Source organism: Synechococcus sp. GEYO, assembly GCF_900473955.1.
In the GTDB taxonomy this organism is placed as follows: Bacteria; Cyanobacteriota; Cyanobacteriia; order PCC-6307; family Cyanobiaceae; genus Synechococcus_C.
The window spans coordinates 138,390-161,991 of sequence record NZ_UCNL01000013.1 but is presented as its reverse complement, the minus strand read 5'-3'; the positions used below and the strand labels follow the sequence as shown (position 1 = coordinate 161,991).

Here is a 23,602-nt window from a genome sequence, read left to right as displayed (position 1 = left end):
TTGTGATACTTGAGTACTAAAGGTGTTGACTGGTAATCGAATATTTAATCTAAGTCTGTCATTGAAATCCAGTTTGGACAATGTATTTTGACAGATTTAAGTTCAGTATTGCTGAGTTTGGCTAGATCTAGTTTGTGAATCCCAAAACATCCTTCTTTCCACCATAATTGCGAGCAAAATTTATCCATTTCCTGTTGATTTGCAACTCTGCCGTGAAGAACTTCTATGAAAAAAGCAAAAAATCCATCTTCGCCAAATTGCCAACCAGAATTGCCAAACATTTTTAGTGCAAGGATAGACATCCTGTAGTCTCTTAAGCTAAAGCCTCCACAGCCTCCATAAGTAAGAAAACCCGAAGGTCGCTTATTTCCCCATTGGCCTCCGATGTAATCAAATACCGAAAAATCCTCAAGCTTATGCGCACTTTTATTGCAAACTGAAGAATCAGTTTGAAATATCAAAATTTTCTCACACTTTTGAATATTTTCCCAGTACTCGTAGCTCATTAATAATTGATTGTATTCTTTGGTGCTTTTAATGCCAGATTCGATTTGAAATAGCTTGCAAGGCGATTCTCTTGTGCTTGCTGCAATTTTCAGAACATCGTTGATATTTTCTGTGCCACAAAAGATGTGAATTGGTACCTTTAGTTTCTTTGACAGAGACGAAATTGTTAATTTTAGTTTATGAGTTTCTTGTGGTCTTGTTTCAACAATTGATGCAGCACAGCTTGCTTTATTTGCACGACGCCATTTTGGGCTTTCCCAGATCATTTTTATATTGTGTCGATAATTGGGGTTGTAAAAGATAGCTTCTTTTTTTGGCGTAATCTCTTTTACTGCTTCTTCTATTTTTTCTCTGACTCTGCTTGCATCAATGTGTTTGTCTTCCATAAGGGCAATTATGAGTATTTGTGATCAATGTTAATGGTATGAGAGTTGTTTTCTTTGCCTGTTGACGATAGTTTGTAGCATAGTGAAGCCCTTGTAGCTCATCAATAGTCTAAATCTGCTCGTTAGCGAACTCGCTGCGGATCAAATCAGCAGCGTCATCGGTTTAAAGTTAAGGGCGCTCTATCAAGAGCATTAATGTTTGATTGTGGGCTTCTTTGATGTCTTGGAGGGGGGCTAAGGTTATTGCGACACTAGACGAGGCCGGTGCTCGGAATTGAGTCGATTTAGCCAGTTCTGGAGCGAATGTGTTCCAGAGGTCTGCACGCTTGTGGAGGGTCTAACTGCTGCTTTTGGCTTAGATGATCGAGTCACTTTCGCAGTGCATTGCCAGGCAAGCGAACAGCAAAGTTTTGTCGCCGTTTTTGGTCTCAAATTGACCTTATGTGTCTCCACTGATCGGGCGGGGATTCCTCTTTTCTTGTGAATCAGCTTGTTTCAGTTTTGCTTAGGCGGTTGACGGTTTGAATCTTTTTCAGCTCAATCAAAGATTGGGACCACCACCACCGGCGTGGGTCTGGATGACCCGACGCTTTGCGTGGTGGTTTGTGAAAGCAGGTCGTAAGCCGGGTTCTGTTCCCCCTTCATTGAAAGGGGGGTGATCATCTATCTGGGACCGTCGTCTCCGGCGGCCTCTAGCGGCTCACTCATCGGAACGGGACAAATGGCCAGTCGTCGTTCCTTGGCCTTGCTCCCGGCTGGGGTTTACCTAGCCAGCACCTCTCGATGCTGCTGGTGCGCTCTTACCGCACCCTTGCACCCTTGCCTGTGCCAGCGAACCGGCCATCGGCGGTGTGTTTCTGTGGCACTCTCCTCGCGGTCACCCGCACTGGGCGTTACCCAGCAAGCCTGGCCATTGGGGAGCCCGGACTTTCCTCAACCTGATCTCAGCACTGGGCTGGAATTCGGTTGCGATCACCTCTCCTGCTTTCAAACCCCATAATGACCTTTGAAGGGGTTGTAGCTCAGCTGGATAGAGCGACGGTTTCCTAAACCGTAGGTCGTGGGTTCGAGTCCCGCCAGCCCCGTGATTCAGTCCTGCTATGCGGGTCTTGCGCGCGACTGAGGTGCCTTTTCTCTAGATCTTGAGTTGTTTGTTTCTCTGGTCTTCGGGCTCTGATGGCTGTTCGGGCGCTAGACCTGGGTTCGCGTAAACCTGTAGCGGTAGTTAGCACTACATTTGGTGGGGTAGCCAGGCTCGACGCCCTCGCTAGCGTTGTAGTAGTGAATCCGGCTCCATGACCCAGCTTCACGATTTACGGCTTCAGCTTTTGGTGCAACAGGAAAGCGAGCGCATTGCAGACTCGCAGCCCACTGAGCTGGATCTCTCTGTGGTTCAGGCGCGTTGCCTCTGTTGGTTGGCACTGCTGGCTGAAGCCCACGACGATCAAGCCAGTGATGCAGAGCGTCGCGGCGATACGGAGCAAGCCATGGGTTGGTTTGCAGATTCCATGCGCTTAAGAGATGTCATCCAAGTGGTGACCTCGATCGAAATCCCTTTGCCAGGTCTCGCTGAAGGAGACGCTGACAACCGTTTTGATGGAGGTGGGGATCACGACGGTGGGTTTTCATCTGAGCCTCCGCTTGCAGCTTGATCAGATGTCATGATGGTTCTCGAGCTTCGGGTTCCTAGTGCCAGAAGAACCCTGCCAATGTCCTGACTGTCAACGCTTCTATAGGGAGCACGACAGGCTGATCCGCGAAAACCCCACGCTCCGTCAGCAGCAGGAATTGAGCTGGGCAGCTCTTCAAGCTTTTCGCACACTTTCAGGCCGGGTGCTTGAGGATCTACAGAAGCAGCATGGTCCTCGATCCAGCGATGGCCAGGTGCATGCCACTCCAGTGGGTAGTGCCGATGAGCCCACCGATGCTCGTCAGCAGGCGATGGCTGATATGGAGAACATCAACGCGCATCTTTTCTCGATTGAGGCATTGATGGAACGTATTTTTGATGTCCGCGTTCCTGAGGATATTGAGCAGAAATTTCGTGAATTGGCGGGCGAGCTTGCGCCTGATCCACTCAATGCTGACCGGCTGCGGTTAAATCGGCTTCTCCACCAAACTCCAGATCTACCAGATCACAACTGAGAATCTGAATAAGACGAATCTGAACACGACATTTTTGAAGGCCCTGGTTAACTGCCAGGGCCTTGTTGTTATGAGAGACCTCAGCGGATGTCGCAGGTGATCTCCACAGGCATCGGCTCCACGTTCCAGATTTCCCGGCAGTAATCGCGGATGGAGCGATCAGAGGAGAAGAAACCAGTGCGAGCCACGTTCAGCACACTCATCCGGTTCCAGTGCATGCGATCGGTCCAGGCGCGGCTGACTGCATCCTGGGCTCTCAGATAGGCCGCGAAGTCGGCCATCACGAAGAAAGGATCGTTGCCGGTGAGATTGTCAAGCAGCGGTCTGAACAGTTCGCCGTCGCCATTGCTGAAGTGACCCATTTCAATCAGCCGGATCGCTTCCGCCAGCTCCGGAATCGCTCTGACCACCTCGCGAGGGCGGTAACCGCTCTTCTTAAGCGCAGCGATCTCTTCCACTGTCTTGCCGAACAGGAAAAAGTTCTCTGAACCCACACGATCGCGGATCTCCACATTGGCCCCATCGAGGGTGCCGATGGTGAGCGCCCCGTTCATGGCGAATTTCATGTTGCCAGTGCCGGAGGCTTCCTTGCCAGCTGTGGAGATCTGCTCGGAGAGATCAGAGGCTGGATAGACCTGCTCACCCAGCTTCACGTTGTAGTCCGGCAGGAAGACCACACGCAGGCGACCGTCCATATCGGGATCGGCGTTGATCGTTTCGGCGATGCCGTTGATGAAGCGAATGATCAGCTTGGCCATGTAGTAACCAGGCGCTGCTTTGCCACCGAAGATCACTGTGCGTGGAGCCAATCCGTCGGCCTGACCGTTCTTGATGCGCAGATACTGGGTAATGATCTGCAGCGCATTGAGGTGTTGGCGCTTGTATTCGTGGATGCGCTTCACCTGCACATCAAACAGGCTGGAGGGGTCCACCAGAACGCCTGTGTTGCGGTGGATGTAGCTGGAGAGCTTGCGCTTCACCGAGAGCTTGGTGTTGCCCCATTGTTCGAGGAATCCATGATCGTGCTGACGTTCTTCCAGGTTGCGCAGCCGATCCATGTCGGTGACCCACTTTGGTCCAACATGCTGATCGAGTAGTGCCGAGAGCTCGGGGTTGGAGAGGGCCACCCAGCGACGGGGCGTGACGCCATTTGTCACGTTCGTGAATTTTTCGGGCCACAGCGCCGCGAATTCCGGCATCAGCTGCTGTTTGACCAGGTCGGAATGCAGGGCAGCAACGCCATTCACATGATGTGCGCCGATGGTGGCCAAGTGGGCCATGCGTACAGCTTTGCCACCATCCTCATCAATGATCGAAAGCTTGCGCTGGATGGCGTCATTGCCTGGATAGCGCAGGCGCACCTGCTGCAGGAAGCGACGGTTGATCTCGTAGATCAGCTCGAGGTGGCGTGGCAGCAGGCTGCTGAACAGGTCTAGATCCCACTTCTCCAGCGCTTCAGGCAGGAGGGTGTGGTTGGTGTAGGCCACTGAGCGGCTTGTGATGTCCCAGGCTTTGTCCCACTCCAGGTGGCGGTCGTCGATCAGCAGACGCATCAGCTCTGCCACGGCGATGGCGGGGTGTGTGTCGTTCAGCTGAACAGTCCAGTGCAGGGGAAAGTCCTCCACTGGCAAACCGCGGCTGTCGAGGCTGCGCAGCATGTCCTGCAGGGAGCAGGACACAAAGAAGTGCTGCTGTTTCAGGCGTAGGCGACGTCCCTCATCGGTGCCGTCGTTGGGATACAGCACCTTGGAGAGGGTTTCGCTGCCCACCTTTTCCTCCACGGCGCCGTAGTAATCGCCGATGTTGAAGGCATAGAAATCGAAGCTTTCGGTGGCATCGGCTCGCCACAGACGCAGGCGATCGCAGGTATTCACGCGGTAGCCCAGTACCGGCACATCGTGAGGCACGCCGATCGCATGTTCCGAGGGGATCCAACGGGAGCGGTAGTTGCCCTTGTCGTCGATGTAGCTCTCCGTACGGCCGCCGAAGCCCACGAAGCAGGCTTCATCGGGTTGGGGCAGCTCCCAAGGCCATCCACCCTTTAGCCACTTATCGGTGACCTCCACCTGCCAACCATCGCGGATCAGTTGGTCGAAGATGCCGAACTCGTAGCGAATGCCATAGCCGGTGGCAGGAATTTCAAGGCTGGCAAGCGATTCCATGTAGCAGGCTGCAAGACGGCCGAGCCCGCCGTTGCCCAGACCGGGTTCTTCTTCGACTTCAAGAATCGGCTGCAGCGATTCGATCCCGAAGCGTTTGAGCGCCTCTTCCGCTTCCTTTTGGATGCCCAGGTTGAGCAAATTGTTGGCCAGCTGTGGACCGATCAGAAACTCAGCCGAGAGATAGGCCACGGTTTTCTGGGGTCTGGCGCGGATCGCTTCCTTGCTGGCCAGAAAGCGCGTCATCAATCGATCGCGCACTGCGTAGCTCAGCGCCATGTAGAGGTCATGGGGGCTAGCTGATGGTGCGAGTTTGCCGAGCGTGAAGAACAGGTGCTCGGTCATTCCATCGAAAACGGAATCGGCATCGAGCCCAGCTCGTTCCGGATCCACGGAACATCCCGGAGTCGGTAATCGCAGGTCGAGGGGCTCGGAGGTGCTCATCGCTTCTCGGGAGATCACTTGAGGGTGGCTCGGATCGCACCCGTAATGCAGGAAATTCAGGGTTTCCAGTCAGACCGTTTATATGTTTCGGCGGAAGTTTGCCGACCGTTGGCGCTATGCAGCTGCACTCTCAGGATCAGTTCGGGGCGTGATGCTCCCGCTGAAGCGTCAGCTTGAGCATTGCGGAAACCCGTTTAGGGATAAGGTCCCACCGAGAGGAATCAACATTTCTGATGCTCGCTGCTGCGATGCCGCCTTTACTCACGCCGTTGTTGGCTGAGATTTCGCCTCATGATCTGGAGATGGCGGAAACCCTGATCGGGGTGGCCCGATTTGTGCTGATCTTCGTTGCGGCACGCGTCCTTGCCGAAGTGTTGGTGCGTTTGCAGTTGCCCACGATCCTTGGTGAGCTGCTGGCCGGTGTGCTGATTGGTGCTTCAGGACTGCATCTGCTGGTGCCGCCAGAAACCCAGGTGGAGCTCAGTCAAGGGTTGGTGGGTTTGGTCAGCGGGCTAGTCAATGTCCCCCCGGAAGTGGTTCCGGAGATTTACAGCGAGAGTTTTCCCTCGCTTGAGTCGGTGGCTGAGCTAGGTCTCTATGCCCTGTTGTTTCTCACAGGCTTGGAAAGTGAGCTGGAGGAACTGATTGCTGTCGGCGCACAGGCCTTCACTGTTGCTGTCGCTGGTGTGGTGCTGCCCTTTGCTTGTGGCACCTGGGGTCTGATGGCGATTTTTCATGTGGATGCGATTCCGGCGATTTTTGCCGGTGCTTCCATGACGGCCACCAGCATCGGCATTACCGCCAGCGTGTTTGGTGAGCTGGGATACCTCAAAACTCGTGAAGGTCAGATTGTGATCGGCGCTGCAGTTCTCGATGACATCCTCGGCATCGTAATTCTGGCCATCGTGGTGGCCTTGGCTGGCGGGGGCTCCCTGGAGATCGGCCCGATCGTGAAGCTGGTCGCTGCTGCTGCCGTGTTCGTTGTGGCGGCTATTGGCCTTAGCCGTACGGCGGCGCCCGCCTTTGACTGGTTGATCGACAAGCTGAAGGCCCCTGGGGAAGTGCTGGTGGCCTCCTTTGTGATCTTGGCCATCAGTTGTTTCGCGGCGACGGCGATCGGTTTGGAGGCTGCTCTGGGCGCCTTCGCTGCCGGTCTGATTCTCAGCAGCTCCAAGCACAACCGTGCCATTCAGGAGGCGGTTCTGCCGATCGTGACGCTCTTCGCCACTGTGTTTTTCGTGCTGGTCGGCGCGGGGATGGATCTCTCTGTGATCAATCCATCCGATCCCTCCAGCAAGACGGCGCTGATCGTTGCAGGCTTTCTGCTGGTGGTGTCGATCATCGGCAAGATTGCCTCAGGCTGGGCCTTTGTTAGCAAGCAACCCACCCGGCGCTTGGTTGTGGGCCTGGGGATGATGCCCCGCGGTGAAGTCGGCCTGATTTTCTTGGGTCTTGGCACCAGCGCCAAGCTGCTGTCTCCGTCTCTCGAGGCTGCCATCCTGTTGATGGTGATCGGCACAACCTTCCTCGCTCCTGTGCTTCTGCGTCTGGTGATCGGCGACGACAAGCCAGATGATGACGACAAGGTTGATGACGAGGTGGCCGCAGATCCTGTGGGTCTGCTCTGAGCCTCAGTCCTTCCGCGCCAGGGACAGAAACAGACTCCAGCCAATAGTTATTAGCGCCAAGCTTGATGCCCAGCCCGGACCCAGAGCCCAACCCAGCAGCAGTTGAATCACCACGCCAACGGTGAGGGCCAGCAGCAAGCTGCTGATCACCAACGCGGCCTGACGCCATGGGGCGCTGAGGGGACCGCTTTCGAGGCTCGCTTCAAAGCGGCTGAGTGGTGCACTCAGTGGCAGATAGACGGCAATGGCCCAGAACAGGCCACCGCTGAGTGTGCTGCTTTGAAGAAGCAAGCCTGTGGTCTGATCGAGCATCGCGGCGATATCGGCCTGGCAGGTCGATGGCGAAAAAGGATGCTTAGCATCGCCACCTCAAGCAAAGGACGTGGTGAGCGAGGTTCAGCAGCCCTGGTGGCAGTTCCAAGGTCATGCCGTGCATGGTCTCTGTGTTGGGCCTGATCCAGAGTCGGGTCATCTCGAGCGGCCTGCTGTGTTGCTTGTGCATGGTTTTGGGGCTTCCACCGATCACTGGCGCCACAACATCCCAGTGCTGGCAAGCACTCATGAGGTTCATGCCATCGATCTGCTCGGTTTTGGTCGCAGTGCCAAGCCTGAAGGTCTGGCCTATGGCGGTGCTCTCTGGCGTGATCAGTTGGTGGCCTACGTGCGTGAACGCATTGGCCGGCCCACGGTGATCGCAGGCAATTCACTGGGTGGATTCGCTGCTCTTGCCGCTGGGGCTGAGTTAGGGGATGAAGCGGCCGGCGTTGTCTTGCTGAACGCGGCTGGCCCTTTCAGCGATGAGCAGTCGGCGAAAACCAAAGGCTGGTGGCCGAATGCACGGCGCTCGATCAGCACAGCATTGCTGAAGAATCCTGTCCTCCAGAGGTTGTTGTTTGAGAACCTCAGGCGACCCGCCACTATTCGCCGCACCCTCAATCAGGTGTACATCGATAAGACCAACGTTGATGACTGGTTGGTCGAGTCCATTCGCCGCCCCTCTCTTGATGCCGGTGCTTTCGGAGTGTTCCGCACGGTGTTCGATATCCCCCGCGGACAGCCGTTGGATGAGTTGTTCGCTTGTCTGAAGTCGCCCTTGCTGTTGCTCTGGGGCATCTGCGATCCATGGATCAATGCTGCAGGTCGTCGGGCCAGCTTCCAGCGCCATGCGCCTGCGGCCACCACTGAGGTGGTGCTTGAAGCCGGGCACTGTCCGCATGATGAGGTTCCGGATCAGGTGAATGCGGCATTGCTGGAGTGGTTGTCGACTCTTGCTGGTGAAAACAAGCAGGATCTGCAGCCTTCCCGGTAGTTTCTGGCCAATCTTGGGTGTCCCGGTCCTGTGGCCATGACCTTTCGCCAACAGTCCGCTCCCTATGCCCACTGGGAGTATGTGCATCCCAGCAGTGGCGATCGCCTGCGTGTGGTGCCCGAGCGTGGTGGCCTGGTCACGGAATGGCTGTGCAACGGCTGCGAAATGCTCTATTTCGATCGGGACCGCTACGCCGATCCAGCAAAGAGCATCAGAGGTGGCATTCCGGTGTTGTTTCCGATCTGTGGCAATCTGCCGAATGATTCTTTGCCGCTTGCCAGTGGTGATTTCACCCTCAAGCAGCACGGATTTGCTCGTGACCTGCCCTGGCAGATTGCGTTGTTGGCTGATCAGAGTGGTGTGATGCTCAGCCTCGAGGACTGTGCTGACACCTGGAAGGCCTACCCCTTTGGTTTCAGAATCCAGATGGAGATCAGGCCGCTCAGTGCTGCGCTTGAGATCACCATCACGGTCAGCAACACCTCCGAGTCTGAAAGCGAGCCGATGCCCTTCAGCTTCGGGCTTCACCCCTATTTCAAGGTGACTGATCTCTCCTGCATCGATTTAGAAGGTCTGCCTGGCCGTTGTTTCAATCATTTGGAGATGGCTGAAGCTGAGACTGCCGTCCAATTGAGTCGCCTGGCTGAGGGGGTCGACTTCCTCGCGCACGCCGCCGGAGCGGTGACGCTGATGGATGAGCAAGCAGGCACCCGGTTGCAGCTTCATCATCACGAGCCCATGGATCTCACGGTGGTTTGGACCGAGCCTCCTCGAGCCATGGTCTGCCTTGAGCCCTGGACAGGCCCGCGGCAGGCTCTGATCAGCGGTGATCGAAGGCTGCAGCTTGGCGTTGGCGAGAGCACCACGCTGTCCTGCCGCTACAGCGTCAGCTGAAGCATGCTCATGTACAGGAACAGGCTTTGGCAAAGTCCAGTGGCGAGTTGCAAAACGCTGTCGTGAGCGTTGCCGAAGCTGCAGTGGCTGAGGTTGCCAGGAAGATTGTGGTGATCGACGACGATCCCACCGGATCCCAAACGGTGCATAGCTGTCCCTTGCTGCTGCGCTGGGATGTACAGACCATGCGTCAGGGACTGCGTCACCCTTCTCCGCTGCTGTTCGTGTTGGCGAACACCCGTGCTCTGTTGCCGGAGGCCGCGGCTGCACGCAATCGTGAGATCGTTGCCTCGCTTGAGCAAGCTCTTGCAGCGGAGGGGATCAATGACCAGCAGTTGCTGCTGGTCAGCAGGGGGGACTCCACCTTGCGTGGTCATGGGGTGCTTGAGCCCGCTGTGTTGGCGGCGGAGCTTGGTCATCGCTTCAGTGCAGTCCACGCCACGCTGCATGTGCCTGCATTTCTGCCCGGTGGACGCACCACCGTGGACGGGGTGCACCTGCTCCATGGTCAACCGGTCCATACGACCCCCTTCGCACGCGACCGCAGCTTTGGTTTCAGCACCAGTTGTCTCGATGCCTGGCTGGAGGAAAAGAGTGGCGGCGCTATTGCAGCTGCTTCTGTGCTGCGCTTGCAAGGGCAGCAGCTCGACCGCGCTGCTGCTCAAAGGAAGGGCGAACCCTGCGCTGATTGGTCGAACGGTTTCACAGCACTGGTGAGCTGGCTGGAGGCGCTGGATGGCAATTGTTCAGTGGTTGTGGATGCCGAGAGACAAGAGCAACTAGATGCACTTGGGGCGGCAGTGCACCACTTGCAGGGCAGGCGCAGATTCCTGTTTCGCTCAGCTGCCAGCCTGATTAATGGGCTGGTAAATGGGGGCAGACAGCCCCTCGGTCCGCAGCCTCTCAAGGTTGATGATCTGGTCAAGCTGCGTCGTTGTGATTCAGGGGGCACGTTGCTTCCGGGACTCGTCGTGGTGGGCTCCCATGTGCCTCTGGCAGACCAGCAGCTGGAGGTTTTGCTGAACGAATCAGGGACCACTGGCCTTGAGCTGCCGGTGGCCCGGATTGCCAGGGTGCTTGATGGGAGTACCCCAGATTTGTTGTTGGCTGATCTGGAGCTGGAATGGCTGGACTGGATTCGGTTGGTTTTGGATCGGCAACAAACACCTGTGCTCTACACCAGTCGTGGGGAGTTGCAGTTCGGTGAGGGGCCGGCCGCCGACCGTCGTCGTTTGCGTTTTGGCATGGCTCTTGCTCAGCTCACAGCACGGTTGGTGGCAGCGCTCGTGCCACAGCTGGGCTATCTGATCAGCAAAGGGGGGATCACCACCGGCAGCGTGCTGGCTGATGGGCTGGGCCTGGGGACTGTGCTGCTGGAGGGCCAGCTGATGCCGGGGCTCTCGATGGTGCGGCCCATGCCTGAAGACGGCAACGCTGATGTGAGTGGTCTGCCTGTGATCACATTCCCCGGCAATCTTGGTAATGGCCAAACACTCGCTCAAGCCTGGAGAATGATGGAACAACTTAAAGCTAGATAATGCTGCTTATTCAGCACCCCCAAGATTGAGGGGTTTGAATGTATGAACGGTCAAGTTTGTGAACTGAATCGCAGCCCAGTAATTTCATCGTCCTGATGATGTCCGTTTTCAAGATTTCGATAGCACGAGCAACGCCAGGACCACCTCCAGCAGCAAGCCCATAGGCATAAGCTCTGCCAATCAAAACTCCTTTCGCTCCTAAGCAATAAGCTTTCACAACGTCACTACCTCGTCGGATTCCACCATCCATCAAGACATCGATCTCCCCGTTTACGGCCTTGACGATTTCAGGAAGAACACGAATCGTTGGTGCAACACTGTCTAATTGCCGAGCACCATGATTGGACACAACCACTGCGTCGACTCCAAGGTCGACTGCTTTACGAGCATCTTCACCAATATGAACTCCTTTGATGATTAATTTTCCTCCCCAGGCTTCGCGTATCCATTTGAGATCATCCCAGGTGACAACAGATTGCTCCAGTGCTGGTCCAATTTCGGTGTATCCCATCGGTCCATTCTCAAGGACCACATTGGGGAAATTCATTAACCCTCCATCTCCAAACCATTGACTTAACCAGCAAGGCTTTGCCAGCATTTGTGGGAGAAATGGCAACATCGTCAGAGGATTCTGAGACAGCAGTTCTTTGGTTCCGTTGCGAACATCGAGTTCACGTAAGCCGGAGACCGGTGTATCGATCGTGAGTACGATCGCTGAAAATCCAGCTGATTTTGCGCGTTCAATTGTTTTTAGAGCAACGTCTCGGCCTCCAAGTAGGTAAAGCTGATACCAGGCTGGACATTCAGTGGCTTGTTTCACATCTTCCAGTCGGCATCCTGAAAGCGTCGAGAGGGTATATCCAGTACCTGCTTTACCTGCTTCTCTTGCAGCAACAACTTCTCCTTGAGGGTAAAACATTCTGCTGCTGCCGACAGGACCAAGCAGGAATGGCAAGTTGAAATTCTGCCCCAGTACTGAAATCTTTAATTCAACCTCAGGGGTCGCAACAGCACATCGGGGCCTGAACAGGATTTCATTGTAGGCACTGCAATTCTGTGCCAAGGTCTGTTCTCTGTCGGCACCACTGTCGATGTAGCCAAAAACCATTTTTGGCAAACGTTTCTTGGCAAGATCGCGGAGGTCCGAGACATTGACCACTCGTGGGGCGGAAACGTTTTGATTCATCCCAGGCAGTGGATAACATTAAGTCTGGTAATTTTACCCCTTAATGACGAATCAGAGATTTTCTGATGAAGTTCTGCATATTTGCTTTTTTCTCGAATTAGCCTGGGGTAGAGCGTTGCTGGTAGTTTCTTGACTTTGACATTTTGCCAATTCCGGGATTGAAGCTGTTGGTAGGATCTATTTTTTTATAAAAATTTGAGAGATCTGTTTCTGCTTTGTATAAGTGACCAACATTGTGTTCAGCAGGGTATTTTGCGCCTGATTGATCGAGGAGATCTAAAATTTGCTTTTTTAGTTTTCCTGCATCGACTCCTTTCTTGACGACAAAGTCCCAGTGAAAGACCATGCAGAGGAAATGTGCCATTTGGAAGGATTCGGCCATTTGTGAGAGAATCTCTTCAGGCAGAATCTCGTGCCACGTTTCGCAGTTTCGAGGCAAGGCAACATCAAGTGGTAGCAATTCCCCAGAATCTTCTTTGTTTAAGATCTGGTAGCGAGCTGGCGCATTCCCAGCGACATAGCGGTGAAGTAAGGCTGCTTTCCCTTCGGTTTCGTTGCATTCAAAATAGGAATGATTTTCATTGGTTCGCCATCTATTTTCGAGAAACTTTTGGGTCTCTTTAATTGACTGGTCGCTTGTAAGAAGAATCATATGATGTTCGTATTGGTTGCGAAATGCTCTCATTTTGGGTGGCAGGTGATCGGGCGTCAGCCGGGAGATGCATTGCAGTGTTCTGTCAGAAAAGTGTTCCTGAAATAGTGCTGTTGGCCATTGGGACACGATTCGATCAACGTTTCGCTTGATTCCGAATAGCTTCGGAATAAATCCAGTGCCGAAATATTTAATTGCTAGATAGGCATCCTTGCAATAAAGATCAGCACCATCGAAATAGCTGCGATGAAGATATTCGCCCATATCTGGCAGGACTTTGAAGTTGGTAAGGATCTGTTTGCGTAGTTCGGTTAGGTCTTCAGGTTTATTGGTACCCAGGTAAAAAACTTTCTCTTTCTTGGGTTTTGGAAAAGTGTCGAGGCGTACCGCAAAGACCGCCAGTTTTCCTGCACAACCACTGGCTTCGCGCAAGCGTCTTTTGTCAGCATTAAAGCGTGCTGGGATGGGAGATGTGATCTCTCGCACGCGTTCTTGGTAGTCGTGGTCAGAGGCCAGTCGCTCAGATTCTGCTAAGTCTTCTGTGTTGAAATCAGCTTGTTGCAGAGTGGTCAGTATCTCTTCAGGGCATGCACCAAGTTCGATACCGAGATGATTCACGAGCTCCAGTATTCCGTCTTGATTGACACGTGCAAAGAGTGAATATTCGGTGTAAGCAGGACCACGGTTGACAAGATTTCCGCCCGAGTTATTGCAGATTCCTCCGACGACGGATGCGCCAATGCAGGATGAACCAATCACAGAGTGAGGTCCTCTGCCCAGTGGTGAGAGCTTTTCTTCTAGTTGATATAAACTTGAGCCAGCAAAGGCAATAACCTGAGCTCCGCCTTTTAGTAAAATTAAGCGATTCAGATTTAATGTATTGATGATGACGATATCCCTTTCGTAGTCGTCTCCGTCGGGAGTCGATCCACCGGTTAGGCCAGTATTTGCGGCCTGAAGAATGATGATTTTGTCGAGCTTGACGCAAAGTTCCAGGGTTTGCCAAAGCTGCATTAGATCTCTTGGGATCACGACTGCAGAGGCTGCACCTTGGCCCACACGGATGCCCGTTCTATAGGGTTTCGTTTGCTCGGGGCTGGTTAGAACCTGCTGTTCCCCAACGATTCTAATAAGGCCATCACGCAGCTCTTCTAAGCGGTCATGTCTCATTTTTTGCAGGACTCGTGTTGCAGCTTCACCCCGTCATTGATCATCGTTTGTGACGTAGGGCTTCTGCTGCGATCAGAAGTGTTGAATGACCGCATCAGCAAAACCACTGCAGCTCACAGGTTCGACCGGCGGGTCCATGAGTCGGGCCAGGTCATAGGTCACTTGCTGGTCAGCGATGGCTGCACTGAGGCCTTTGGTGATCAGATCGGCGGCCTCTTGCCATCCAAGAAACTCCAGCATCATCACTCCACTCAGGATGACTGAGCCAGGGTTGATGCGGTCGAGGCCGGCATGTTTTGGTGCAGTTCCATGTGTTGCCTCGAAGATTGCTGCTGTTTCACCGATGTTTGCGCCCGGGGCCATCCCCAGGCCACCAACCATTGCGGCGGCTGCATCGGAGATGTAATCACCATTGAGATTGAGGGTGGCCAGGATCGAATATTCCTGAGGACGTGTCTGGATCTGCTGGAAGATGCTGTCGGCGATGCGGTCATCGACCATCACCATCTGCTTCCATTTGCCACCTCCATGACTCGGCCCGATTGTGTCGATCACGCTCTGAACTTCTGAGTCGATTTCAACCTTCTTTTCGGGTGTGAGGCTGTCGTAGCCGGGCTCGATCATGCGCGCGTTGGATTGCGCACTTAAACCAGGATTTTCATCCAGGTTTCCGAGGATCCAGCTTTCCCGCTCAGTGATGCAAACGTTGCGAAATTCGGTCGTTGCGAGCTCATAACCCCAGTCGCGGAATGCACCTTCGGTGAACTTCATGATGTTGCCCTTGTGCACCAGGGTGACGTGGCGTTTGTCGCCTTCCAGGCGCAGGGCGTGTTGAATCGCTTTGCGGATGTGACGTTGGCTGCCGTGCTTGCTGACCGGCTTGATTCCGATGCCTGAGCCTTCAGGGATCTGGCGCTTGCCGAGTTTGCCATTGGCAGGAATCACCACTTCATTCAGGTGCTTGCGAAGCTCCTGCCCCACAACGTCATCGGCCTCCCACTCCACACCCATGTAGATGTCTTCCGTATTTTCCCGATAGACGATCACATCGAGATCCTGCGGGCGCTTATGTGGACTTGGTGTGCCCTCGTAGTAACGACAGGGACGCACGCAGGAGTACAGGTCAAAGATTTGGCGGAGCGCCACATTCAGTGAACGGATGCCTCCACCAACAGGGGTGGTGAGGGGGCCTTTGATGGCAACGCCATAGGTGCGGATTGCTTCGAGAGTGTCTTCAGGTAGGTACTGGTAAGTGCCGTAGCGATCACAGGCCTCATCACCGGCGTAGACCTTGAACCATTCGATTGTTTTGGTGCCGGTGTAGGCCTTGGCTACGGCAGCATCCAGGACTTTCTGCGTCGCTGGCCAGATGTCAACGCCCGTTCCATCTCCACGGATGAAGGGAATGATCGGGTTGTCGGCCACCACGGGTTGTCCGTTCTCGAAGCGAATCGGCGTTCCCTTTGTGGGGGCTGTGAGCTTCTCGAACTGAGCCATGGCTGGGTTGCCGCCGGGCGACATCACGTTGTCGCGAGCCTATGACTTGAAGGGTGATCCCTACAGTCATTTGCGATTCGACCTCCATCCCATGCCGAAGTCAGAGGGTGTCTGGGTCGTCGCGGCCTGTTTCAACGAACAGGAGGTGATCACTCGTTTTGTTGAGCGTGTGTTGGCAGTGCCTGGTGTAGATCAGCTTGTGCTGATTGACGATGGATCGTCCGACGCAACCGTTGAACGCATCCGCGCCTGGATTCAGGATCATGCATGCTCCCCAGTGACGTTGCTGGAACTCACCCGCAATTTCGGCAAGGAAGCAGCGATGCTGGCTGGCCTGGACCATGTCAACGGTCGTTGCGGCGCAGCCGTGTTGATTGACTCTGACCTGCAGCACCCCCCTGAGCTGATTGAAGAGATGGTCCGCCAATGGCGGGCAGGCGCTGAGGTGGTTACGGCTGTACGTGATGACCAGGATCAGGAATCTCGCCTGAAGGTCGCCAGCGCGCACTGGTTCTATCGGGTGTTCAACAAAGTGGTCGATTCGATTGAGCTCCAGGAGGGAGCCGGTGATTACCGCCTGCTGGATGCGGCTGTTCTTGATGCAGTCACCCAGTTGCGCGAGTCCAGTCGTTTCTCCAAAGGCCTTCTTCCCTGGACGGGCTATTCGAGCGTCGAGCTGCCTTACCAGCGGGTTAGCCGGCAGGGAGGGCAGACCTCCTGGAGTCCGCTCAAGTTGTTTGGCTATGCGTTCGATGGAATTTTTTCGTTCTCAGTTCTGCCACTCAAAATGTGGACAGGAATTGGTGTTTTGGTCTCTTCCCTCAGCCTGTTGTATGCCTTGGTGATCATCCTGCGTACGGCTCTGTTTGGTGTGGATGTCGAGGGTTATGCCTCCTTGATGGTGGCGGTGCTGTTCATCGGAGGAATTCAGCTGATCGGCATTGGGGTGCTTGGTGAATATGTCGGTCGCATTTATGTGGAGGCGAAGTCACGGCCCCACTACTTCATACGCCGGGTTCACAAGTCCTGAAGAGCGCGCCATTCGCGCTGTCGCCAGCTTGAAGCGGCGAATGTCTGGGATACGGAGAATCCTGCTTTCACCAGATCGAGCTTGAGTGGCGCACCGGGGTGGGCCAGCAGCAGCGGCGGGGTGGCTCCAGGTTGTGGTTGCACGCTGCTGAGCTCCCTCAAGGCAGCGAGGATTGGAGCGCCTGCCATCTGGCCGGTGAACAGCACGCCGGCGAAGCTCTGATTGCTGGCAAGTCCGCAGCGCTGGATCGCGGGACGAGCTCTGCGGCTCAGCAGTTGCAGCACCAGCCACTTCAATAGTCCGAAGTGACGGATGGCTGCCCTCCAATAACGCAAGGGCAGACCAGTGGGCAGCGGTTCCTCGGTCAGGCGCATCCAGGTGATGCCGTTGTCGCCAGCTCTCTCCAGAGCAGCCCTCAGCACAATCGGCACCAAGTGAATGTGTTGATGGCCATCCAGATGAATGGGTTCATCACCGCAGAAGCCGCGGAAGCGTTTGATCTGGGCGTCTAATTCCAGGCCCAGTTGGTCTTCGATTCGGCGGCGGGTGGGATGTCGGCGCGGTAGCAGCGACAGCAACAACCACTGTCCGAACGACCGCTTCAGATAACCGTGTGAATTCACAAGGTCAGGCACCAAACCTGGGTCGGCGCTCGACGGTCCTTCGGTGAGACAGAGGTGCAGACAGATCTGCAGCTGAGGATGGGTCTGCTTCAGCTTCTGCCAAGCGTGAAAGCCGTCGGCTGCCACAGGGCCATTGACCAGCAGGCTGCTGCTGTCCAGCCTTCCTTGACTGGCGAGTTCGAGAATAGCCTGGTTGGTGGCAGGGCTGAGTCCGAGGTCATCGGCATGGCGTCGTGGGGTGACGCGGCAATCCTTCCGCCGCTGGCTGAACTGTGCAGCCCTGGACCAGATCAGGGCATTCAGTGCTGTGGGGGTGAACACCATGACGAAGACACGTACTGGCTCGCCTAGCGCGTTGGGTAGGGCGAGAGGCAAGACGCCGCTCACCGTGAGATTGACCACGTATTGAATGACCAGCCAGCGTCGAGCAAAGCTTTTGCCACCGGTTTCCGGGCGGAAGGTGAATCGTGCGTGTCCCAGATAGCCGGCAAGTGATGCGGCAAGAAAGGCCAGGGGATTCGCCAGCCACAGGGGCATGAACAGGCCCAGCCCCAACAACACCAGGGCATGCACAGCTGCGGCCACCACCCCCACCAGTCCGTAGAGGCTGAGTCGGGAGCTGAGATTGCTAGCAATCATGGACGCAACCGTAACGGCCGCTGGCGCTTCGGGCCGGCAACCTTCAACCTGTGGTCATCGACGATGAACTGGTGAACGCAGGAGAAGCGGTTGACAGCGTGCAGCTCGCTCAGGCTTTGGCTTCGGCGGTGACCCTGGTGAGAGATCGCTTCCCGGCCGCCAGCGTCAATCTCAATCCCTGGCGCGATGATCCCCAGACGCGCCGCTGGCAAGAGGATCAGACCCTGGATCTGGCCTTTCACTTCCCCGGTTGGAGTCCTCGTTTGGAGTGCCGAAGTCTTTTGTTGCAGTTACGGCTGCAGAAGGCTGATGCGGCTGAATCTCCCGCCGCCCCGGATCTGCTTGGGGTCTTGATGCGCGGTATGACCTACGACGGTGAACGCTGGCGTTTGGTGACCGTGGGCGATTGGCAGCCTGAGGGTTCGCACCTGCCTCAGCCTGAGCAGGTTCAGCAGCTGCGTGGAATCTGTCGTGACTTGTTTGATTTGTTCGCCAATCCGGCAGCGACGGGCACAGCGGCGTAACCCTTCGCAACCCTTCGGTCTCTCAAACGAAGATCGATTTTATGGTTGCTTACACCGATCAAATGTCCATCCCATGTCCGTAGCTCTGGCTGCTCAGCTCCGTGAAGGCACCAAGAAAGCTCACACGATGGCCGAGAACACCGGTTTCGTTAGCTGCTTCCTTAAGGGTGTTGTCGATAAATCCAGCTATCGCAAGCTCGTTGCCGACCTCTACTTTGTTTACTCCGCCATGGAGGAAGAAGTGGGTCAACTCAAAGACCACCCTGTGGTGGGCCCGGTGGGGATGGAGCAGTTGAACCGACGTGAGTCGCTTGAGAAGGATCTTGTCTATTACTTCGGTGAAAACTGGAACGATGAGATCCAGCCCTCGCCTTCTGCAGTGGCTTATGTCGAGCGGATTCGTGAAGTGGCGAAGGAGTCACCCGAACTGCTTGTTGGTCATCACTACACCCGTTATATGGGTGACCTCTCCGGTGGTCAGATCCTGAAGAACATCGCTCAGAAAGCGATGAACATGGATGGAGATGACGGTCTGCGTTTCTACGTGTTCGATGAAATCGCTGACGAGAAGGCCTTCAAAACGACCTATCGCGCCACGATGGATGAGCTTCCGATCGATCAGGACACCGCTGATCGCATCGTTGAGGAAGCGAACAACGCTTTTCACATGAACATGCACATGTTCAAAGAGCTTGAAGGAAATCTGGTGGCGGCCATCGGCAAGGTGCTCTTTGGTTTCCTGACTCGCCGTCAGCGCAGTGGCAGCACAGAAACCGCCGCTGCTTGATGTCATCGACTGAGCCTTCGCTTGGGGGGTTCAACTCCATTCGGGTTCTGGTGCCGGGCACCGGAACCCGTTTTCGTTGTGGTGGATTGAGTGTGGCGCTGCAGACCGCACGTCTGCTCTCCAAAATCCGTTCCACTGAGGTCGTCACTTATCAAGACCGTCAGGTTGATCATCCTTTTCTTGATGATCTTCTCCAAGTTGCGGCATCTGAAGACCGCTCGCTTTGGTTGGTGAGTTGGGGCTTTCACGTTCCTCAGCTGTTGCGTCGTCTCAAAGGACGATTCGTGGTTTATCAAGCCCATAGCACTGGCTATGGGTTTGATTTGCCGCCAGGTATTCCCGTTCTGGCGGTTAGCCGTAACACCCTTGGCTATTGGGGGGATCGTGCCCCCAGGAACCCGTTGTTTTTCTTGCCGAATGCTCTGGAACCACAGTGGCTGGAGCGCGGTGATCGTGATGGAAGAGGCGGCCCAAGAGTGATTGATGTTCTGGTGCAGCAGCGCAAGAGCAGTCATTACGTTCTCCAGCGGTTAGTTCCGGCCTTGCGTGCTCGAGGCCTTCGGGTGGAGGTGCAGGACGGCTGGGTCGACGATCTGGTGGACCTGTTCAATAGCGCCAAGGTGTACGTCTATGACTCTGCAGAGCACTGGCGTGCTGCAGGCGTGAGTGAGGGTTTCGGACTGCCCCCTCTCGAAGCAATGGCCTGCGGTTGTGTGGTGTTCAGCAGTTTTAATTCCGCTCTTGCTGACAACATGACACCTGGGGAGAGTGCTCATCAGATTGGGCAGGGCTTATTAAGTCACGATGTTGAGAGGATTGCGGCGGCTGTTGCTAACCCCAGGTCCTGGAAGCTTGAGTCTTCCCGGTTGTATGCCCTGATTGAGACCTATGGCGAGGAGGCTTTGCTAAAGCGTTGGATTATCACGCTTGCAGATCTCGACAACTTTTTTGCACTCACTGCTTCCACCTCTGAAGCACTTCTTCTGCGCTCAAGACCAACTTGGTGGCTGTGCATGCAGCGCTTTATCCGTGCGTTTATCCGTCGACTACCGATCAGTTGATGTCTTAGTGCTTGATGCTTGAGACCTTCCCCACTGAGGCGCCGTACAGAATCAATCAGGTGATGGCGTCTCCACTCCTGATGGGTTTCCTGTTTGCGGTCCAGCTGGCTTTGGCTGCTGCCGCAACGGTGGCGATCCGGAGGAGAAGACAGTTCAGCTGGTGGTTAGCCATCTGCAGTCTGCTCGGCCTCACGGCTTTGTTTTTCTCGCTTGCCTCCTGGGGTACAAGCGATATTGCCAAACTCAATTTTTATTTTGATCCCGTCAGAGAAACCGGACCTCCGCTGCAGTCTCTGCTGCCATTTGAACCTTTTTGGTGGTCACTAGCACCGTTGATTATTCAGTTGCCCTATCGAATGGCTGCGGTGCAGGGTTTGATCGTGGCGGGATTCGCCGCAGTGCCTGTGTTGCTTTCCCGTAGTTGGAATCTTCAAGTTTGGGCTGGCTGGTGGCTGCTGCTGCTCTGCACAAGCCCGATTTTGCGTGGTTTTTTTCAGAACTCGCATTCCCGTCAGGCATTTGCAACGCTGCTGGCAGTCCCGCTGTTTCTCTGGGGGATAGGAGTTGTACGGGGTAAGGCCTTATGGGTGATCGGCCCGGCCTTGTTGTCGATAGGGGTACATCTCACCGCGTTGCCAACGCTTGTACTTGCTGGGTTGCCGGCACTGAGGCTGGTGCAATGGCAAAGGCTGGCAAGGCGAAAGAGTTTCTGGTTGCTGGTGTCTGTTTTGGTTTTGATCTTGGTGGTGCTTTTGTCACCACTTTTGACGAAGCTGAACGCTTATGGAGAGGGTGGCTTTTTTAGTTCTTATCCGATCAGAACAGACGTATTTAGAGCGCAGTTTTTGCTGATCGTGACTGTCGCCATGGTCTGCCAGAAGCAGAGCCACAGCTGGCGTAACTTCCTGGACGAGCAGGAAGGTTGTTGCTTGTTGCTTTATCTAGGTTGCTACGTGACGATTCAAGCCTCTTTGTTTTGGCACTTTTTTCCACAGATCACATTTCGCTTTGGCGACACAGTTGGAATATTTCTCCTGTTGAGTTTTTTGGCTTGGCTGCGCCGCCGTCAGGCTCTGTTCATGGTGCTTCCGCTTCTGGTGTTCAGCCTGTTGGCCTGGGGCGATCGAGTTATGTGGCCTGAGGGGCTGAACTGTGGCTCGGATGATGATTTCCTCTGTATTCCAGACCGCTGGCCTTGGTCGATTGATTACGTCATCCGATGACCGCTCTATGAAATGAGAGTGCCAAAGGGTGGCCAATCGCTTTTTTGGCTGACCTTGCGCAGGGTAAAGGTGCGTTGAAGATCCCTAGATTCATGAAAAGCTTGGCTGCTGCTGGTTCTTGAAGGAATCCAAGACGCGATTCAGAACCACAGCTTTGAGTGGTCGCAGTGCCACGGTTACCCATCTTGTGGCCCTCTTTCGATGTCTGCCCAGGCGTCAATATCGTGGTTTTTGGCTGCTGATCCTCATCTCCACAGCCGTCGGTCTTGCAGACCTGGTGTTTGTGGGGTTGTTTGCCAAGCTCATTGGCTCATTCAGTGGCTCCAGCCTTGCCGACAACCTTCCTTTTGTCTTTGTTTTCGGTGGTGATGCCTTAAATCGTGGCCTTTGGATTGCTGCCATCCTGCTGGGTCTGATCTGGTTCTCTACTGCACTCAAGTTCGCCACAAAGATTGTCCAGGCGCGCGTCAGCGCAAGCATTTGGGCCGTTCTTGGTAACAGGATCTACAGCAACCTAATCCTGCAATCTTTCGATTATTTCAAAGACAGTAGTTCGATGATGCTTCTGACTCGACTCAATCGAGTTCTCAGCAAAGTATCGGATGGGGTTGTGATGCCCCTTCTCGCTATTTGTTCCAATGTTCTCTCTGCGAGCATTTTGATCACTGGAGTAGTTGTTGCTTTTGGTTGGATCGCGATTGTTGTATTTGGCCTGCTTCTCTTCTCCTATACCGTCGCGTCCATATTGATCACGCCACGGATGCGTTTTCTGACTCGTCAGCGTTTTATCTACAGCAGGCGAGTCAACGAAGTCCTGATGGAGTCCACTCGTTCAATTCGAGATATTCATCTTCATGGAGTTGAGAATTATTTTATTGACCGGTTTCGCAAGATTGGAGCTGAAGGTAAGCGTTATGATCGGTTGAGCAAAATTGTGCCGGAACTTCCGAGGTTCGTTATTGAGCCTGCTGGAGTCACGGTGTTGTTCGCTGTTGGCCTATTGCCAGCTTTAATGAGTGGTGATGGTGTATCAGCTGTTCGAGATGCTTTGCCGTCTTTAATCGGAGTTGTCTTTGCTTCTCTTAGACTTTCGGCACCAATTCAGGATATTTTCAAGGCGATCAACAAGCTGCGCGGGTCTCTACCTGATTTGGAGGATGCATTGGAGTTGTTGCACCTCGAGCCTAGTCGTCTGGTGAGTTCAGTTCAGCTGTCTTTTTCACCAGCCGGCATCATGCCCAGGCAGACAATTAAGCTCTCTGAAATCTCTTATCGGTATAGCGATACTTCAAGCTGGGCCCTTAAGGACGTCAACCTTGCAATTCCTGTGGGTGCTCGTGTTGCATTGGTTGGTTCGACCGGTGGTGGAAAGACCACTGCAGCTCATCTTCTTTTGGGTTTATTGCAGCCTTCTCAGGGGCAAGTATTGCTTGATGGAGTTGAACTTACCCAAGCAGAAGTGCAGGCTTGGCAGCTCTGTTGTGCATTCGTACCCCAGACGATCACTTTATTGGATACAAGTGTGCGAGGGAATGTAGCTTTCGGAGTTGAAGATGACTCGATTGATGAGGACCTGCTATGGGAATGCCTGGAGATGGCGCAGCTTGCAGAATTTGTGTCTGATCTGCCTTATGGAGCCTTTACTCGTATCGGCGAAGACGGAATGAGGCTTTCAGGCGGGCAACGCCAGCGATTAGCTCTCGCACGCGCCTTCTATAAGCAGGCGCGGATACTGGTACTTGATGAAGCCACCAGTGCGCTTGACAATAAAACTGAAAATGAGGTCATGGATTCACTGGAACTGATCGGTCGTCGCTGTACGACGATCGTGATTGCTCACAGGCTTTCCACCATTCGCTTTTGCGATCGGATTTATGAATTCAATCAAGGAAAAATTGTTGCCTCTGGTACCTATGAGCAATTGCAGCAACGTTCTGCCAGTTTTAGGGAGCTGGTCGATCTCCAGCGACGCTGAAGATTGTTATGGCTGATGTGGTGCTGCTGGCAACAGCTGACTGGGATCATCCCCTTTGGACGAACAAACAGCATGTTGCTGTTGCCCTGGCAGCTGAGGGAAACAGAGTCTTGTATGTCGAATCGCTTGGTTTGCGATCAGCACAGCCGACCGGGAGAGATCTAAAACGAATTTTGAAACGTCTTCGTCGAGGGCTCCGCCTTCCGAGGCTTGTCCAAAAGGGAA

At 54.4% G+C, this 23,602-nt stretch carries 19 protein-coding genes, 1 tRNA gene and 1 other RNA gene; 13 read left to right on the top strand and 8 right to left on the bottom strand.

Features of this window, described 5'->3' with window-relative positions:
- Window positions 1–44 precede the first annotated feature (44 nt).
- Together DXY37_RS12705 and rnpB are read right to left on the bottom strand one after the other, a co-directional pair.
- The gene (locus DXY37_RS12705; RefSeq protein WP_115126987.1) at window positions 45–893 is read right to left on the bottom strand and encodes a DUF5672 family protein; all 849 of its coding nucleotides are present in this window, start codon (window positions 891–893) and stop codon (window positions 45–47) included.
- Window positions 894–1,496: 603 nt separating this feature from the next.
- Window positions 1,497–1,882, bottom strand: an RNA gene (gene rnpB / locus DXY37_RS12700) — RNase P RNA component class A.
- 22 nt (window positions 1,883–1,904) lie between these two features.
- Between rnpB and DXY37_RS12695 the strand changes: the two genes are divergently transcribed.
- From DXY37_RS12695 to DXY37_RS12685, 3 genes are all read left to right on the top strand, one after another.
- Window positions 1,905–1,978, top strand: a tRNA-Arg gene (locus tag DXY37_RS12695).
- 210 nt (window positions 1,979–2,188) lie between these two features.
- Window positions 2,189–2,545: a hypothetical protein gene (locus DXY37_RS12690; protein WP_115126986.1), complete on the top strand. Its 357-nt coding sequence runs from the start codon at window positions 2,189–2,191 to the stop codon at window positions 2,543–2,545.
- A gap of 37 nt (window positions 2,546–2,582) precedes the next feature.
- Window positions 2,583–3,038, top strand: coding sequence for a hypothetical protein (locus DXY37_RS12685; RefSeq protein WP_115126985.1), 456 nt, complete (start codon window positions 2,583–2,585; stop codon window positions 3,036–3,038).
- Between the two features lie 80 nt (window positions 3,039–3,118).
- Here DXY37_RS12685 and DXY37_RS12680 read toward each other — a convergent pair whose 3' ends face one another.
- Window positions 3,119–5,641 (bottom strand): glycogen/starch/alpha-glucan phosphorylase, encoded by a 2,523-nt coding sequence (locus tag DXY37_RS12680; RefSeq protein ID WP_115126984.1) that lies wholly within the window; start codon window positions 5,639–5,641, stop codon window positions 3,119–3,121.
- A 233-nt stretch (window positions 5,642–5,874) separates the two neighbouring features.
- On the opposite strand from DXY37_RS12680, the gene DXY37_RS12675 reads away from it, so the two are divergent.
- Entirely contained in the window at window positions 5,875–7,269 is a 1,395-nt protein-coding gene (locus DXY37_RS12675; protein WP_170951901.1) for a cation:proton antiporter, read from the top strand.
- Window positions 7,270–7,272: 3 nt separating this feature from the next.
- On the opposite strand, the gene DXY37_RS12670 is transcribed toward DXY37_RS12675, so the two are convergent.
- A complete protein-coding gene (locus DXY37_RS12670) occupies window positions 7,273–7,581 on the bottom strand; it encodes a hypothetical protein (RefSeq protein ID WP_115126983.1) in 309 nt (102 codons plus the stop codon).
- Window positions 7,582–7,651: 70 nt separating this feature from the next.
- On the opposite strand from DXY37_RS12670, the gene DXY37_RS12665 reads away from it, so the two are divergent.
- The 3 genes from DXY37_RS12665 to DXY37_RS12655 all read left to right on the top strand — a co-directional run bounded on the left by DXY37_RS12665 (window position 7,652) and on the right by DXY37_RS12655 (window position 11,010).
- Window positions 7,652–8,578: an alpha/beta fold hydrolase gene (locus DXY37_RS12665; RefSeq protein WP_115126982.1), complete on the top strand. Its 927-nt coding sequence runs from the start codon at window positions 7,652–7,654 to the stop codon at window positions 8,576–8,578.
- A gap of 36 nt (window positions 8,579–8,614) precedes the next feature.
- Window positions 8,615–9,472 (top strand): galactose mutarotase, encoded by an 858-nt coding sequence (locus tag DXY37_RS12660; RefSeq protein WP_115126981.1) that lies wholly within the window; start codon window positions 8,615–8,617, stop codon window positions 9,470–9,472.
- A gap of 62 nt (window positions 9,473–9,534) precedes the next feature.
- Window positions 9,535–11,010 carry a four-carbon acid sugar kinase family protein gene (locus DXY37_RS12655; protein ID WP_244277151.1) on the top strand — a complete coding sequence of 492 codons (1,476 nt, stop codon included), beginning with the start codon at window positions 9,535–9,537 and terminating at the stop codon, window positions 11,008–11,010.
- 10 nt (window positions 11,011–11,020) lie between these two features.
- Here DXY37_RS12655 and DXY37_RS12650 read toward each other — a convergent pair whose 3' ends face one another.
- The 3 genes from DXY37_RS12650 to DXY37_RS12640 form a co-directional block, all read right to left on the bottom strand.
- Window positions 11,021–12,196, bottom strand: coding sequence for an alpha-hydroxy acid oxidase (locus DXY37_RS12650; RefSeq protein ID WP_115126980.1), 1,176 nt, complete (start codon window positions 12,194–12,196; stop codon window positions 11,021–11,023).
- 97 nt (window positions 12,197–12,293) lie between these two features.
- On the bottom strand, window positions 12,294–14,018 hold the full coding sequence (dld, locus tag DXY37_RS12645) for a D-lactate dehydrogenase (RefSeq protein ID WP_115126979.1): 1,725 nt from the start codon (window positions 14,016–14,018) through the stop codon (window positions 12,294–12,296).
- Window positions 14,019–14,090: 72 nt separating this feature from the next.
- Window positions 14,091–15,515 (bottom strand): NADP-dependent isocitrate dehydrogenase, encoded by a 1,425-nt coding sequence (locus tag DXY37_RS12640; protein ID WP_115126978.1) that lies wholly within the window; start codon window positions 15,513–15,515, stop codon window positions 14,091–14,093.
- A 91-nt stretch (window positions 15,516–15,606) separates the two neighbouring features.
- On the opposite strand from DXY37_RS12640, the gene DXY37_RS12635 reads away from it, so the two are divergent.
- Window positions 15,607–16,545, top strand: a complete 939-nt coding sequence (locus DXY37_RS12635) for a glycosyltransferase family 2 protein (protein WP_115127055.1) — start codon at window positions 15,607–15,609, stop codon at window positions 16,543–16,545.
- Here the strand turns inward: DXY37_RS12635 and DXY37_RS12630 are convergent.
- Complete coding sequence (locus DXY37_RS12630) at window positions 16,533–17,807, bottom strand: ChbG/HpnK family deacetylase (protein ID WP_115126977.1); 1,275 nt, start codon at window positions 17,805–17,807, stop codon at window positions 16,533–16,535. The two genes, DXY37_RS12635 and DXY37_RS12630, sit on opposite strands and share 13 nt — an antisense overlap.
- Before the next feature lie 71 nt (window positions 17,808–17,878).
- Between DXY37_RS12630 and DXY37_RS12625 the strand changes: the two genes are divergently transcribed.
- The 5 genes from DXY37_RS12625 (at window position 17,879) to DXY37_RS12605 (ending at window position 23,377) form a co-directional block, all read left to right on the top strand.
- Window positions 17,879–18,331, top strand: a complete 453-nt coding sequence (locus DXY37_RS12625) for a hypothetical protein (RefSeq protein WP_115127056.1) — start codon at window positions 17,879–17,881, stop codon at window positions 18,329–18,331.
- A 73-nt stretch (window positions 18,332–18,404) separates the two neighbouring features.
- Window positions 18,405–19,118: a heme oxygenase (biliverdin-producing) gene (locus DXY37_RS12620; protein WP_067093284.1), complete on the top strand. Its 714-nt coding sequence runs from the start codon at window positions 18,405–18,407 to the stop codon at window positions 19,116–19,118.
- Complete coding sequence (locus DXY37_RS12615) at window positions 19,118–20,179, top strand: glycosyltransferase (protein WP_115126976.1); 1,062 nt, start codon at window positions 19,118–19,120, stop codon at window positions 20,177–20,179. The genes DXY37_RS12620 and DXY37_RS12615 overlap by 1 nt, the downstream gene beginning before the upstream one ends.
- A gap of 62 nt (window positions 20,180–20,241) precedes the next feature.
- A complete protein-coding gene (locus tag DXY37_RS12610; RefSeq protein WP_170951900.1) occupies window positions 20,242–21,402 on the top strand; it encodes a hypothetical protein in 1,161 nt (386 codons plus the stop codon).
- Window positions 21,403–21,520: 118 nt separating this feature from the next.
- Window positions 21,521–23,377: an ABC transporter ATP-binding protein gene (locus tag DXY37_RS12605; protein WP_244277149.1), complete on the top strand. Its 1,857-nt coding sequence runs from the start codon at window positions 21,521–21,523 to the stop codon at window positions 23,375–23,377.
- The last annotated feature ends 225 nt before the right edge of the window (window positions 23,378–23,602 follow it).

Bases quoted from the DNA above. Each gene is read 5' to 3' on its own strand.
- DXY37_RS12705 (WP_115126987.1), bottom strand. From the start codon at position 893: ATGGAAGACAAACACATTGATGCAAGCAGAGTCAGAGAAAAAATAGAA.
- DXY37_RS12690 (WP_115126986.1), top strand. From the start codon at position 2,189: ATGACCCAGCTTCACGATTTACGGCTTCAGCTTTTGGTGCAACAGGAA.
- DXY37_RS12680 (WP_115126984.1), bottom strand. From the start codon at position 5,641: ATGAGCACCTCCGAGCCCCTCGACCTGCGATTACCGACTCCGGGATGT.
- DXY37_RS12675 (WP_170951901.1), top strand. From the start codon at position 5,875: ATGCTCGCTGCTGCGATGCCGCCTTTACTCACGCCGTTGTTGGCTGAG.
- DXY37_RS12670 (WP_115126983.1), bottom strand. From the start codon at position 7,581: ATGCTCGATCAGACCACAGGCTTGCTTCTTCAAAGCAGCACACTCAGC.
- DXY37_RS12660 (WP_115126981.1), top strand. From the start codon at position 8,615: ATGACCTTTCGCCAACAGTCCGCTCCCTATGCCCACTGGGAGTATGTG.
- DXY37_RS12650 (WP_115126980.1), bottom strand. From the start codon at position 12,196: ATGAATCAAAACGTTTCCGCCCCACGAGTGGTCAATGTCTCGGACCTC.
- dld (WP_115126979.1), bottom strand. From the start codon at position 14,018: ATGAGACATGACCGCTTAGAAGAGCTGCGTGATGGCCTTATTAGAATC.
- DXY37_RS12640 (WP_115126978.1), bottom strand. From the start codon at position 15,515: ATGGCTCAGTTCGAGAAGCTCACAGCCCCCACAAAGGGAACGCCGATT.
- DXY37_RS12635 (WP_115127055.1), top strand. From the start codon at position 15,607: ATGCCGAAGTCAGAGGGTGTCTGGGTCGTCGCGGCCTGTTTCAACGAA.
- DXY37_RS12630 (WP_115126977.1), bottom strand. From the start codon at position 17,807: ATGATTGCTAGCAATCTCAGCTCCCGACTCAGCCTCTACGGACTGGTG.
- DXY37_RS12620 (WP_067093284.1), top strand. From the start codon at position 18,405: ATGTCCGTAGCTCTGGCTGCTCAGCTCCGTGAAGGCACCAAGAAAGCT.
- DXY37_RS12615 (WP_115126976.1), top strand. From the start codon at position 19,118: ATGTCATCGACTGAGCCTTCGCTTGGGGGGTTCAACTCCATTCGGGTT.
- DXY37_RS12610 (WP_170951900.1), top strand. From the start codon at position 20,242: ATGGCGTCTCCACTCCTGATGGGTTTCCTGTTTGCGGTCCAGCTGGCT.